We start from the raw sequence: 12773 nt of genomic DNA, 5'->3' as shown, positions 1-12773 counted from the left end.
CGATATGGAAATTATGCGTTTGCAGATAGGTAAGTGGCATTGGCTTTTTTCAAGCCTGCGATCATCGATGGCGTGACAAGGATCGTCCCTTCCTCGGTCCGTCGAAAATGACGGGCGTCGCGGTCGGGGTGCATCCCGATCTCGGTCCCGAACGGAAGCACGACACCGGGTGAGACGATGCATTTCGAAAGAAGCGCCCCGGCCGAGACGAAAGACCCGTCCATGACGACCGACTCCATGTACCCCAGACGGACCGGATCGGTCGAGGGGTCGGGTAGCGAGAAGGGCGGCGTGTCCGACATGAAGTCCAGGGCGGCACAGCGTAACGCGTCCAGCGTCCCGACATCGCGCCAGTAGAAGGGGCCGTTTTGGGCCGGGGCATGGACATAGGCCCGCCCCTCGGCCACCGCATGTGGCAGGACGTCGTGCCCGAAATCCATAAGGTCGGCCTCGTTCAGAAGCAGGTCGCGCAAGTAGGGCCAGTCGAAGATATACAGACCCATGCTGGCCAGGACCTTCGTCGGGTCCGATGTCCAGCACGGGGGATCGCTGGGTTTTTCGACAAAGCGCGAAATGCGGGCGTTTAGGTTTGCCTCGATGACGCCGAAGGCATTGGCCTGCCCGCGCGGAACACTGTCTGCGGCGACCGTTACCAAGGCTCCGCGGTCCCGGTGATCGCGGATCATCGCGTTGTAATCCATCTTGTAGACGTGATCGGCGGCAAGGATCAGGACTTCGCGCGGGCGGGCCGCGTCGATCTCGTCGATCATCAGGCGCACCGCGTCTGCCGTCCCCCGGGACCCTTCCGGGCGTCCGGTCAGCGTGGGCGCATGTCGCAAGTGGACGGACATGTAGGGCTGCCACCGGTCGATCAGGTGCTGGTGCAGGGCGGCGGCCTGGTACTGCGTGGCCACGATCACCCGATCCATGCGCGCCTGGCGCAGATTCTCCATCGTGAAGTCCACGATCCGCGTCCGGCCGATGAACGGAACCGCGGGCTTGCACAGCGTTTCGGTCAGCTCGTACAGCCGAGAGCCGCGACCTCCGGCCAGCAGGACCGGCAGCGTATCGCGGGCAACGGCCACGCTATCGCGAAACGGGGATGAACTGGTTAAAGCGTGAAAAGACATACACATACCTCCCAACAGCGACGGCGTGGCCGTCTTACTGGAAAGGTCGCGAATGGCCGCCCCGGTTCCCCCAAGGCGGCCAATTGTGATCGCGCGCCTCAGCTCTTGAGGATGGCGAGCGTTTGTCCGCTGGTCTCGTCCCGCGACAGCCATTCCAGGCCTTCGGCATCGGGATCGCCATCCGTCAGGATCGCGGCGATCTCGCGTCCGTCGTGCTGTCGCGAGAGGCGCCATCCCGCGTTATCCACGCTCCAGCTGGCCGTTCCCTTCGCGAAAAGGTCGGGGTCCGCACGTCGCAGCCCCAGAAGAAGGTGGAACAGACCGGCCTTCACAGACGATGGGTCGCGCCCGGCGGGCAGTCCGGCCAGCCTGTCCCATTCCGGGGTGCGTCGATTGTCCGGATCGGTCAGCTGCAGGATCATGCCTTCCCCGCCCTGATAGATGTCGGGCATGCCAGGCATCAGGCAGCGAAGGGCGACCTCGCACAACGACAGATGCGCCCCAAGGCTTTTCAGCCGTTCCAGCGTGTCGGGCCGGGTTTCGTCCCAAAGGTCCAGAAGGCTGCGGACCCATGACTGCATCCTTGCCTCGCGGTCTTCGTCCGGGGCGGTCCAGTATGACACCTCTTTGCCCTCGCGCAGAGCTTTGACCATATGCTCGGCGGCGCGGTCCTGCGCTTCGGGCTCGCCATGGATCGCAAGGGCGATCTGGAAGGCATAGAAGCGCCGGTTGGCGTTCAAACCATCCGATCCGGGCAGCGCCTTGGCATCCTGCCAGAGCGTGGCAAAGGCCTCGGGCTCGTGGGTGGCCGCGATGAGGCGCATGCGGGCGTCTTCGCTGCGCTTGGTGTCGTGGCTGGATCCCAGGGTCAGGGATCCGGGCCAATGGGTCTGGCGATCCGTCAGGAAGGCCTGAATGTCGTCGGGCGAGGCCAGGGGATGGTCGGGATCGGCGCCGACCTCGTTCGCGGCCAGGTAGCGGTTGAACCGAAAGCCGGCAGTATCCTCGTGAGCCTTGGCCAAAAGCGCGCCGGTCACCTGCTCCATCCTGACGGTAAAGGCGCGCGCCGCGGTCGAGGTGCCGTCCAGCATCGTATCCCGCACCCAGTCGATGCCGTCGCGCTGGCGGACATGCTCGGCCGCGCGGTCGGCGCTGTCGGTCCAGATGCGCCGATCCTCTTCGGACGCCGCCGCGCCGACATAGCTGCGATAGCGGGGAAACGCGACCAGAAGCTCGGTGATCGCCTCGCGAAGGGTTTCGGGGCCCATGGGCCGGGCCTCTTCTTCGGCCACGCGTTCCACCAAGCTGCGCAGTTGGCGCAGTTCGGCGGCCAGTTCGTCGACCAGCACCTCGCGCTTGGCCTCCTCGACCATCGGGTGGAACGTGCCTTCGATCTCCGCCTCGTCCCGCCAGAGGGTGTCGATCCGCTCGAATCCGGAGCGGCTGGCCAAAGCGCGGCCGATGACAGCGGCTGCCTCGTACCCTGTAGTCCCGGCAACGGGCCAATCGCGCAGGGTTTCACCCGAAACCAGGATTTTCTCGACCCAGATGTCCGTTCCCGGAACGCGGTCCGCCAGGCGGCGCAGATATCCGCCGGGATCGACCAGACCGTCCACGTGATCCACCCGGAGCCCTTGGATCAGCCCACGGTCGACCAGATCGAAAACTGCCGCGTGGACTTTCTCGAACACGTCCGGATCCTCGACCCGGACGCCGATCAGGCCGGTGACCGAGAAGAAGCGTCGGTGGGTGATGCTGTCACGCTCCATCTGCCAAGGCAGAAGCCGCCAGTGCTGGCGTTCATGAAGCTGATCGATGTTGTCCTCGTCAAACTCGGAAGAACTGCCCGGCGACAGCGGAACGTCCAGCCCGCCGACCTTCAGCGTCTCGCCGTCGATCCGCACATCGCCAGCCTGCGCCATCTCGGGCAGGGGCGCGGTCAGCCAGGGAAGCGCCAGGGGCCCGGCGTCCCAGTCGATCTCGAAAACCGAGGCGTGGGGGCTGCGTTCGCCTTTCGCCAGAACGTCGCGCAGCCACGGCGTCTCCAGCCCGAAGGCCATGTGGTTCGGCACGATATCCAGAATGATCTCCAGCCCAAGCTCGTCCGCGGCGCGGGCCAGGCTTTCGAACCCCGAAACCCCGCCCAATACGGGATCGATCTCGGTCGGGTCGGTCACGTCGTAACCGTGGGTCGATCCCGGCGCGGCGGTTAGGATCGGCGACAGGTAGAGGTGACTGACCCCCAGATCGGCAATCTGCGGCAGCCGGTGTTCGAGGGTTCCGAAATCCATGCCGTCGCGCAGCTGGACGCGGTAACTTGCGATACGGGTCATTCTGCACCCCCAATGCCCATGCGCATCGCCGCGCCGGGTCTTTCATGTGAAAAGAGTTCGGTCGTCGGGATAGCAGGGGCCGGGCCTTCGGTTGAAAAGGTCAGATCGAGGCGACCTTGTTCAAACACCCACGTCGCCAGAAGGGTGCCGGGGCCGGTCCGTTCCACCCGAGTTTCACGCCAGCCGCTTTTCAGCAGCGGAACGACGTGGGACTTGCGCAGGGCAAGGCACGCGCGTGTCAGGGCGCGCCAATCGTCGGCATCTTCGGGCAGATCCGCGTAGGGGCGGGATCGGGCGAATGTCTCCGGTGCGTTGGGGTCCGGGATTTCGTCCTGGGCATCGGCGAATTCGGGGAACTCGGACCGGCGGCCCTTGCGGACCGCATCCGCCAGATCGCCGTGGAAATCCGTGAAGAACTGGAACGGCGCCCGCGATCCGATCTCCTCGCCCATGAACAGCATCGGCACGAACGGCGCCAGGCACAGCATGGCATGCATGACCTCCATCCGCTCAGGTCCGGCCAGCGCGATCAGGCGGTCCCCGAAGGCGCGGTTGCCGATCTGGTCGTGGGTCTGGTTGGCGTTGACGAAGCAGATCGGCGGCAGCTCGGACGACGGCTCGCCCCGCCGGTCTTCGGTGTTCGGGCGCGGCTGGCCCTGATCGACTTGGCCGTCGCGCAGCGCCGTCACCATGTCGCCGAACGGGTCGTCCGAGAACGGCGCGTAGTAGCTCTGGCTTTCGCCGGTCAGAAGACAGTGGACGGCGTGGTGATAGTCGTCGTTCCACTGCGCCTGCAACGCATCGCGCCCGACGTAGGAGACGAGGTTGCGCTCGTCCTCGGTCACCAGGTGCAGTGGGCGGTCCAGATCCAGCGCGATGACCCGCTCGGACAGTTCGGTCAAGAAATCGGTGTCGCCCTCGCGACCGATCTGGTGCACGGCGTCCAGCCGCAGGCCATCGACGCCGTAATCGCGCAGCCACATCTCGGCATTTTGCAGGAAGAACGACCGCACCTGCGGCTTGTCAAAATCGATGGCGGCGCCCCACGGCGTATGGCGCTGTTCGTCGAAGAAGGTCGGGCATAGTTGCGACAGGACCGCGCCTTCCGGGCCGAAATGGTTATAGACCGCATCCACCAGCACCATCAGCCCGGCCTCGTGCGCGGCCGACACGAAGGCGACCATGTCGCGGGGGGTGCCATAGGCGGGATGAACGGCGAACGGAAGTACGCCGTCATATCCCCATCCGCGGTCGCCGTCGAACTGGGCCAGCGGCATCAGCTCGACACATGTGAACCCAAGCGACGCCAGATCGGGAAGCTTACGCGCGGCGGCGGCGAGGGTACCTTCTTCGGTGAAGGTGCCGACGTGAAGCTCGAGGATCGAGGTTTCCTCCCAGGGGCGTCCCGACCATTCGGTGCGCGGGATGGCGGAGATGTCGATCAGTTTCGACGGCGCGTGGACCCCGCCGCTCTGGGCACGGCTTGCGGGGTCGGGCAGCAGGGTGTCGCCGTCGCGCCGAAAGCCGTAGGTCGCGCCCTCGACAGCCTCAATCCGTGCGATATGCCAGCCGTCTTGCGTTTCCATCTTGCGCGAGGTGCCGTCCACTTCGAGCGTCATGCGCTCGGCGGTCGGTGCCCATGTCGCGATCTCCCAACCGCCTTCGATCCGGCGGTGGCCCCAATGTCGTTCCGTGTCGGTCATGCTGCGTAATGCCTCTGATGTCGCACGACCAATCGCCCCGGGGCTTAATCGTTCCGCGCCTCGGGAATGTCGAAGTCGGGCGCGGCCAGTTCGAACCCCTCGAACCGGAAACCCGGGCTGACTGTGCATCCCACAAGCGTCCAGTCCGCCCCGGCTTCGGCCGCCTGCCATGCCCCGGTCGGCACGATGACCTGCGGGCGCTGACCCGCGGCGAGATCCGGGCCCAGAATGTGACTTTGTGCAGGCCCCTCCGCCGTCTCCGAAAGGCGCAACGTCAGTGGCCCCCCGGCGTAGAAGTGCCAGATCTCGGCGGCATCGACCCGGTGCCAATGGCTTTGCTCGCCCGCTTTCAACAGGAAATAGATGCAAGTCCCGGCCGGGCGGCCCGGGCCGTCCGCCTCCCAGGTCTGGCGGTAATGCCCCCCTTCGGGATGGGGGGCCAGGTCCAGCAAGCTGACAATTTCGTCTGCGGTCATCATTTGTCCTTTCGTGGGTGCGGCGCGACGGAACCACCGGGCGCAGCGGGCGGTTTCCCGCCTGACAAAGCCATTGTGAAAGGCATTCCCATGTTGCGCAAACCCGTGATCGCTGCGGCCATCCTTTTCGCGCTGCCCGCCGCTGCGCAGGACGCGGCGTCCTTTTCCGAAGACGCCGCCGCGCCCGATCCGCAGAACATCATCACCGCAGAGATGCTTGAAGATGCGCGCGTGGTCTCTCTGGAAGGGAACTACGACCAGGATGTGTGGGACGACTCTGCTCCCTTGAGCGCCATGGTCGCGAACCTGACCGAAATCGGCGGCGTCGAGGATGTCGTCCTCAGCGTCGATGGGCAGATGCTGGGACTGACCACGGATGTCGGGGGCTTCATCGGCATCGGCGACAAGACGGTGATGATCCCGCTCGAAGATATTCGCCTTGTCCGGCCTGCGGACGGGTCCGACATCACGATCGTCACCCGCCTGGGGATGGAGCCGTTGCAGGATCTGCCCGAGTTCGAGATCGAGGACTAGGTCCGCGGCACGAACGGCGCGGCGGCCTCGTCCAGCAATCCCACGGCGCGGGGATCGGGGAACACCTGAACGTCGCGCCGCTCGGCCCGAAAGCCGCTGCGCATGTAGAACTTCAGTGCATTCGGACTGTCCAGGGTGCAGGTATTCAGCCGGATGCGGTCGGCCCCGCCGCGGAAAAGGCGCTGCTGCATGTGCCCCATCAGCCACCCCCCGATGCCGCGCCCCATCGCGGTCGGCACCAATCCGAAGAAACTGATCTCGGGCGACGCACTGTCGTTCTGGTCAAGCTCGACGATCCCGAGCGGGCCGTCTTCCCCCTGAAGGGTGTAAAGCGTCACGGATGGATCCAGCAGGATCTGAACCAGCGCGTCATCCTCCAGCATCAGCCGCGAGGTCCAGAGCCAATCGCGCCCGACCATCCGGAACAGCATTCGATAGACTTCGGGTTCGATCCGATCCTCGCGCCGCAGAACCACGCCGGGGGGCTGCGGGCGGGGCTCGGCCGCCTCGGCGCAGACCATATGCGTCACGACCACGGCCAGATGCCCCTTCGGAATGTCGTAGGTCCCCGAAGCGAGCGCGGTCTGGTCTTGCTGTTGCATCGGTATCCCCTCGTGCGTCTCGCGAAAGATTAGGGCGCGTGGCGCGCAGGTCCAAATCGGCGGGCGCGCATCAACCGATGCCGGCAACATCCTCGCAAAGCTCTGCCGCGGTCGCCAAAGCCTTTGCGGTCGCGACGGCCAGCTGCGGTATCGTCATCCATTCCAGGGCCCAGGCGGCGCCGGACCTTTCCTGCTCGTGGACCAGTGCGCCGGTCAGGGCGGCAGTCTGCGCTACGGCGAAGCGAGCGAGGGTGACCAGAAGCTCGGCACGGACGGGGTTTATCTTGTGCGGCATCGCCGAAGACCCGCCGCCGCCGTTCAGCGCCAGCGTGCGGTCCTGGGCCATCAGCGCCATGTCCTGCCCGATCTTGCCGCAGCTTCCCGCGATCCCCGCGAAGACCGCACCCGCTTCGGCTACGGTATCACGCGCGCTGTGCCAGCACGGCGCGGGAGACAACCCGAGCTGGTGCGCGACGTCTGCGACCAGTTCCTCCGGGATGTTGCGCCGGTCACCGACGGGGCCGCCGATCTGGATGACCGCGACCCGGGACCGGAGTTCACTCAGGCGGTCGGCATGACGGGGCAGGGGGGACGACCATGCGGCGATGCGCGTCCCGGCCCGGATCGACAGGGCGTCCTGCATCCGCGTGCGCCCGGTGATTTCGGCCCCGCCGAACCGGTCGGACAAGTTAGCCAAAGCGGTCTGAAGCGCGTCGACCCGTCCGGCCAGCAGATCGACCGTCTGCACCAGCGCCAACGAAAGCGCGCTGTCCATCACGTCTTGCGACGTCGCGCCTGCGTGGACGGCATCAGCCGCATCGCCCGCGGTGGCTTTCAACGCGCGAACCAACGCTGGGACGGGCAGGCCGTCCTTCGCGGTACCGTCCCGAAGGAGGGCCATGTCGGGCTGCCAGTCCTCGATGGCCTTCGCGGCCACCTCGGCGACGGAGACCTCCACCGCGCCGCTCGTGCCCAGCGCGCGGGACCACGCCGCCTCGAACGCGATCATGCGCGAAAGGTCCCCGCCTGCCGACCAGATCGCCTGCGCCTCCGCGTCCGCGAAGAGGCCCGACAGCCATGGGTGCGCGAAGACGTCCGTCACGAAATACGCCGGTGAAGGTCCATCAAGGGCGCGGCAACGTCTCCGGGGGTCTGGATGCAGGGCAGGTGGCCCGCGCCGCCAATTTCGATGTAATCCGCGCCCGGGATGGCATCGGCCAGACCGCGTACCACGTCGGGCGGGGTCGAGCCGTCTTCCGACCCGCCGATGACCACGGTGGGGCAGGCGATGGTGCCCACGCGGTCCCGCAGATCGGCCCCCGCCAACGCGCGGCAGGCGTTGGAATAGCCCTCTGCATCCGTCCGGCTGAGCATCGTGCGATACCCCGCCACCATGTCGGGGTGGCCGTCCTTGAAGGCGCGCGGAAACCAGCGGTCCAGCACGCCGTCGGCCATGGCGGGCAGGCCGTCGGTCTCGATCCGGAAAAGCCGGTCCTGCCAGCCAGCAGCGTCGCCGATCTTGGCGGCGGTGTTCGACAGAAGCAGGCCACCGACGAGGTCGGGGCGCGACAGGGCAAGCTCCTGCGCGATCATCCCCCCGATCGAGACGCCGCAGATCAGCGCCCGCGACAGGCCGAACCGGTCCATCAACCCGGCCGCATCGGCGGCAAAGCGGGCCATGTCGCCAGGCGCCGTTTCGCTCAGACCATGGCCGCGCTTGTCCATGCGCAAAAGGCATAGGTCGGTCGGAAGTGCGTCGACCACACCGTCCCAGATGCGCAGATCCGTGCCCAACGAATTAAGGAACACGACCGCCGGACCGCGCCCCTCGCGGAACGTGTAGTGAAGGACGCAATCGTCGATGCGTGCGAACCCCGTCACGCGGCCAGTCCCAGGATTGTGCGCGCCTGTTCCGGGGTCGCGACGGGACGGCCATGCCGCGCGCAGATCTCGGCCGCGCGTTCGACCAGCGCTGCGTTCGACGGCGCGAGCGTGTCGCGGTCCAAGCGGATGTTGTCCTCCAGCCCGGTGCGCAGATGACCGCCCGCTTGCGCCGCCCAGTCGTTCACCTGGGCCTGATGCCGTCCGATGCCTGCCGCACACCATGGCACGTTGCCGAACAGCGTCTTCACCGTCTCGACGTAGAAGTCGAAGACCCGCTTGTCGGCCGGCATGGCGTTCTTCACACCCATCACGAACTGGACGTAGGGCACATCCGCCAGTTGCCCGCGGTCGTGCATCAGCTTGGCGTGGTAGATATGGCTGAGATCGAAGGCCTCGATCTCGGGCTTCACGCCGTGGGTCTTCATCTCGGACGCCAGCCAGTCCACCAGATCGGGCGGGTTCTCGTAGACACGCGTGGGGAAGTTGTTGGATCCCACGGACAGGGACGCCATGTCCGGCTTCAGCGGCAGCATCCCGCCGCGCGCCTGTCCCGCGCCCGAACGGCCCCCGGTCGAAAGCTGCACGATCATGCCGGGGCAGGCGTCCTCGATCCCGGCCTTGAGGTCGGCGAAGCGTCCGGGGTCCGAGGTCGGCTTGCCGTCGTCGTCGCGCACGTGGCAATGCGCGATGCTGGCGCCTGCCTCGAAGGCTTCGCGCGTGCTTTCAACCTGTTCTGTCACGGTGATCGGGACGGCCGGATTATCGGCTTTGGTGGGGACCGATCCGGTGATCGCGACGCAGATGATGGCGGGATCAGACATCCAGAAACACCGTTTCCCGGTCGCCTTGAAGGCGGATGTCGAAGCGGTACTGCCCGTCCGCGGTCCTTTCCGCGATCAGGGTGTCGCGTCGATGCGGCTGCTCGATCATGCTCAGGACGGGGTCGGTCGAGGTGTTGTCCTCGGGGAAATACATGCGGGTATGCAGCCCTATATTGATGCCCCGGGCGACGATCCAGAAGCTGACATGCGGGGCCTGGTCGCGACCGTGGCGGCCGGGCACGATGCCGGGCTTGATAGTTTCGAACCTGAAGAGGCCGGTGTCGAAATCGGTATGGGCCCGGCCGAACCCGGTGAACCCGTCCGCGACCTCTGCGCCGCGCGGGTCCTCTGGATGGGCATAGCGGCCCTGATCGTCGGCTTGCCAGACCTCGACCATCGTGTCGCGGCAGGGCGTGCCGGTCCCGTCGAGGATCTGCCCCTCGATCACGATGCGCTCGCCCGGCACGTCCGGCCCGGCGATCTGCTGGCCCAGTTCGACATCGAAGCAGGTAAAGCCGGCGATGCGGGGCATGGCGCCGATATGGACGAACGGTCCTGCGGTCTGCGCCGGGGTTTCCTTTGGGTATTCCAACGGCATCACGCGCCCTCCAGCTTGTTCTCGAACACGGTCTGCCGGCGCCCGCGCAGGACGATGTCGAACCGATAGGCCAGGCTGTCCAACGGGACCGAGGCGTTCAGGTCCAAAGGCGCCACCAGCCGGTCCAGCGCAGCCGGGTCCGGGATCGTCTGGGCAATGGGGTCCTGATCGCGCAGGGGATCGCCCTCGAAATACATCTGGGTGATAAGGCGTTGCGTCAGACCCGCCCCGAAGATCGAGAAGTGGATATGCGCCATCCGCCATGAGTTGGAATAGTTGCGGAACGGATAGGCGCCCGGCTTCACGGTGCGGAAGACGTAGAACCCGTCCTCGTCCGTCAGGCAACGTCCGCACCCCCCGAAATTGGGGTCGAGCGGGGCCAGATACCCGTCCTTCACATGCCGGTAGCGCCCCCCGGCATTGGCCTGCCATACCTCCAGCAGCGCGCCCTTGACCGGGCGCCCGGTCTCGTCGGTGACGCGGCCATGCACCACGGTGCGTTCGCCGATCGCAGGCTCGCCCGTGAAATTGAGGATCAGGTCGTTGTCCAGTCCCCCCAGGGCCGCGTGGCTGAAGGTCGGGCCGGTGATCTCGCTCAGCGAGTTCTCGATCGACAGAAGCGGTAGGCTTGGGCTGCGGGCGACACTGGTCTTGTAGTCGGGCGTCAGGGCGGGCGGATGCCACCGCCGGTCGCGTTGAAAGTATTCGGCCGTCAAATCTCTATCCCCATCTCGCGGTAGGTCTCCTTTGCGATCTTCAGCGCATGGTTCGCGCGCGGCACCCCGGCATAGATCGCGACATGCTGCAACGCCTCGGCGATATCGGTGGGCGAGGCGCCCGTGCGTTCGGTCGCGCGGATATGCATCGCGATCTCCTCGAAATTGCCGGTCGCGGCAAGAAGGGCGACGGTCAGCATCGACCGTTCTCGCCGGGAAATCCCGTCCGATGCCCAGACCGTGCCCCAAGCGCTTTCGGTGATCATGTCCTGGAAGGGGGTATCGAATGCGGACTTGGCCGCCTCGGCGCGGTCGACATGTGCATCGCCCAGGACGGCGCGGCGCACCTCCATCCCTGCGGACCGGCGATCTGTCATGGACGGGCGTCCTGCGATCCGAAGGTCGGCAGTGCGTGGGCGGGGCGTATCGAAAAGGTGTCCATCATGGCCGCATGATGCACAATTCGAATGCCAAGACCATGGGTCTATGTTGCCCCTTCGACGGGTGTCGACACGGCTCCCCCGCATCAACATCGTCGGCTATATTACTGTAACCTTGCGGAGATATGGAACATGCGCATCTGGTTCGCACTTGCGATTGCCGCGCTTATTGTGCTGGGGGCCATGGCGTTCCTCGCCGCCCGGCAACCAGATAACACGCTCGGACTCACCGCGCCTGTGCAGGGCGGCCGTGTCCTAGCTTGACTCTAATGATAGAATTCCGGGGGGACGGACCACCAGCGGCCGTCCCCCCGGGCCGTGGATCAGAAGAACGCCTGAATGCCCGTTTGCGCCCGGCCCAGGATCAGGGCGTGGACGTCATGCGTGCCTTCATAGGTGTTCACCGTCTCGAGGTTGATCATGTGGCGCATCACCACGTATTCCTCGGAGATGCCGTTGCCGCCATGCATGTCGCGGGCAACGCGCGCGATCTCCAGCGCCTTGCCGCAATTGTTGCGCTTCATCAGGCTGACCAGCTCGGGCGAGGCAGTGCCGTTATCCATCATCCGCCCCAGACGCAGGGATCCTTGCAGGCCAAGCGAGATCTCGGTCTGCATGTCGGCCAGCTTCTTCTGGAACAGCTGCGTCCCGGCCAAGGGCTTGTTGAACTGCTTGCGGTCCAGCCCGTAGGCGCGGGCAGCGTGCCAGCACGCCTCGGCGGCGCCCATGGCCCCCCACGAGATGCCGTAGCGGGCGCGGTTGAGGCAGCCGAACGGACCCTTCAGGCCCTGTACGTTGGGCAGAAGCGCCTCTTCCCCGACTTCGACACCGTCCATGACGATCTCGCCCGTGGTCGACGCGCGAAGGCTCAGCTTGCCGCCGATCTTGGGGGCGGACAGACCCTTCATGCCTTTTTCCAGCACGAAGCCACGGATCTTGCCCTCATGCGCCTCGGACTTGGCCCAGACGACGAACACGTCTGCGAAGGGCGAATTCGAGATCCACATCTTCGCGCCGTTCAGCACGTAACCGCCATCGATCTTCTTCGCGACGGTCTTCATGCCCGCAGGGTCGGACCCGGCGTCGGGCTCGGTCAGGCCGAAGCAGCCGATCAGCTCACCCGAGGCGAGCCCGGGGAGGTATTTCTGCTTCTGCTCTTCGGATCCATAGGCCTGGATGGGGTACATTACGAGGCTGGACTGCACCGACATCATCGAGCGGTAGCCTGAATCCACCCGCTCGACCTCGCGCGCGACAAGGCCGTAGGTGACATAGCTGGCCCCCAGCCCGCCATATTCCTCGGGGACCGTGACACCCAGAAGCCCGGCTTCGCCCATTTTGGGGAAAAGGTCGGGATCGGCCGTCTCGTCGCGATAGGCGTTGGCGACTCGGGGCTGTAGCACGTCGGAGGCGAAGGTGCGCGCGGCGTCGCGCAGCATCCGCTCGTCCTCGGTCAGCTCCTGTTCCAGAAGGAACGGATCGCTCCATTCGAATTGGCCCAGTTCGGGGCCGTGGCCTGTGGTGTCCTTGGGCATG

The 12773-nt window shown here is 65.9% G+C and carries 14 protein-coding genes; 2 read left to right on the top strand and 12 right to left on the bottom strand.

The annotated features are described in order from the left end of the window. Nucleotides 1–11: 11 nt before the first annotated feature. The 4 genes from PAA8504_RS02075 to PAA8504_RS02060 form a co-directional block, all read right to left on the bottom strand. Complete coding sequence (locus PAA8504_RS02075) at nt 12–1130, bottom strand: sugar phosphate nucleotidyltransferase (RefSeq protein ID WP_181375667.1); 1119 nt, start codon at nt 1128–1130, stop codon at nt 12–14. A 98-nt stretch (nt 1131–1228) separates the two neighbouring features. After that, complete coding sequence (treY, locus tag PAA8504_RS02070) at nt 1229–3463, bottom strand: malto-oligosyltrehalose synthase (protein ID WP_108892483.1); 2235 nt, start codon at nt 3461–3463, stop codon at nt 1229–1231. Beyond that, nucleotides 3460–5166: a malto-oligosyltrehalose trehalohydrolase gene (gene treZ / locus PAA8504_RS02065; RefSeq protein ID WP_181375666.1), complete on the bottom strand. Its 1707-nt coding sequence runs from the start codon at nt 5164–5166 to the stop codon at nt 3460–3462. Before treZ ends, treY begins: the two co-directional genes overlap by 4 nt. Before the next feature lie 44 nt (nt 5167–5210). Continuing rightward, on the bottom strand, nt 5211–5642 hold the full coding sequence (locus tag PAA8504_RS02060; protein ID WP_108892481.1) for a cupin domain-containing protein: 432 nt from the start codon (nt 5640–5642) through the stop codon (nt 5211–5213). A 90-nt stretch (nt 5643–5732) separates the two neighbouring features. On the opposite strand from PAA8504_RS02060, the gene PAA8504_RS02055 reads away from it, so the two are divergent. Next, nucleotides 5733–6176, top strand: a complete 444-nt coding sequence (locus PAA8504_RS02055; RefSeq protein ID WP_181375665.1) for a PRC-barrel domain-containing protein — start codon at nt 5733–5735, stop codon at nt 6174–6176. Here PAA8504_RS02055 and PAA8504_RS02050 read toward each other — a convergent pair. The 7 genes from PAA8504_RS02050 to pcaC form a co-directional block, all read right to left on the bottom strand. After that, nucleotides 6173–6778, bottom strand: coding sequence for a GNAT family N-acetyltransferase (locus PAA8504_RS02050; RefSeq protein WP_181375664.1), 606 nt, complete (start codon nt 6776–6778; stop codon nt 6173–6175). The genes PAA8504_RS02055 and PAA8504_RS02050 overlap by 4 nt on opposite strands. Nucleotides 6779–6848: 70 nt before the next feature. Further along, nucleotides 6849–7880 (bottom strand): 3-carboxy-cis,cis-muconate cycloisomerase, encoded by a 1032-nt coding sequence (locus PAA8504_RS02045; RefSeq protein ID WP_108892478.1) that lies wholly within the window; start codon nt 7878–7880, stop codon nt 6849–6851. Next, nucleotides 7877–8659, bottom strand: coding sequence for a 3-oxoadipate enol-lactonase (gene pcaD, locus PAA8504_RS02040; RefSeq protein ID WP_245897489.1), 783 nt, complete (start codon nt 8657–8659; stop codon nt 7877–7879). Before pcaD ends, PAA8504_RS02045 begins: the two co-directional genes overlap by 4 nt. After that, a complete protein-coding gene (locus tag PAA8504_RS02035) occupies nt 8656–9483 on the bottom strand; it encodes a 3-oxoadipate:acetyl-CoA acetyltransferase (RefSeq protein ID WP_108892477.1) in 828 nt (275 codons plus the stop codon). The genes pcaD and PAA8504_RS02035 overlap by 4 nt, the downstream gene beginning before the upstream one ends. Further along, on the bottom strand, nt 9476–10081 hold the full coding sequence (pcaG, locus tag PAA8504_RS02030) for a protocatechuate 3,4-dioxygenase subunit alpha (RefSeq protein WP_108892476.1): 606 nt from the start codon (nt 10079–10081) through the stop codon (nt 9476–9478). Before pcaG ends, PAA8504_RS02035 begins: the two co-directional genes overlap by 8 nt. Continuing rightward, on the bottom strand, nt 10081–10797 hold the full coding sequence (gene pcaH / locus PAA8504_RS02025) for a protocatechuate 3,4-dioxygenase subunit beta (RefSeq protein WP_108892475.1): 717 nt from the start codon (nt 10795–10797) through the stop codon (nt 10081–10083). The genes pcaG and pcaH overlap by 1 nt, the downstream gene beginning before the upstream one ends. Further along, nucleotides 10794–11174, bottom strand: a complete 381-nt coding sequence (gene pcaC / locus PAA8504_RS02020; protein WP_108892474.1) for a 4-carboxymuconolactone decarboxylase — start codon at nt 11172–11174, stop codon at nt 10794–10796. The genes pcaH and pcaC overlap by 4 nt, the downstream gene beginning before the upstream one ends. A gap of 195 nt (nt 11175–11369) precedes the next feature. Here pcaC and PAA8504_RS22675 point away from each other — a divergent pair, with 195 nt between their 5' ends. Then, nucleotides 11370–11501 (top strand): hypothetical protein, encoded by a 132-nt coding sequence (locus PAA8504_RS22675; RefSeq protein ID WP_281259929.1) that lies wholly within the window; start codon nt 11370–11372, stop codon nt 11499–11501. A gap of 59 nt (nt 11502–11560) precedes the next feature. On the opposite strand, the gene PAA8504_RS02015 is transcribed toward PAA8504_RS22675, so the two are convergent. Beyond that, nucleotides 11561–12772: an acyl-CoA dehydrogenase gene (locus PAA8504_RS02015; RefSeq protein ID WP_108892473.1), complete on the bottom strand. Its 1212-nt coding sequence runs from the start codon at nt 12770–12772 to the stop codon at nt 11561–11563. Between the last annotated feature and the right edge of the window lies 1 nt (nt 12773).

Origin of the sequence: Palleronia abyssalis, from assembly GCF_900302445.1 — a bacterium.
GTDB lineage: Bacteria > Pseudomonadota > Alphaproteobacteria > Rhodobacterales > Rhodobacteraceae > Palleronia > Palleronia abyssalis.
This window is presented reverse-complemented; position numbering and strand designations above follow the sequence as displayed.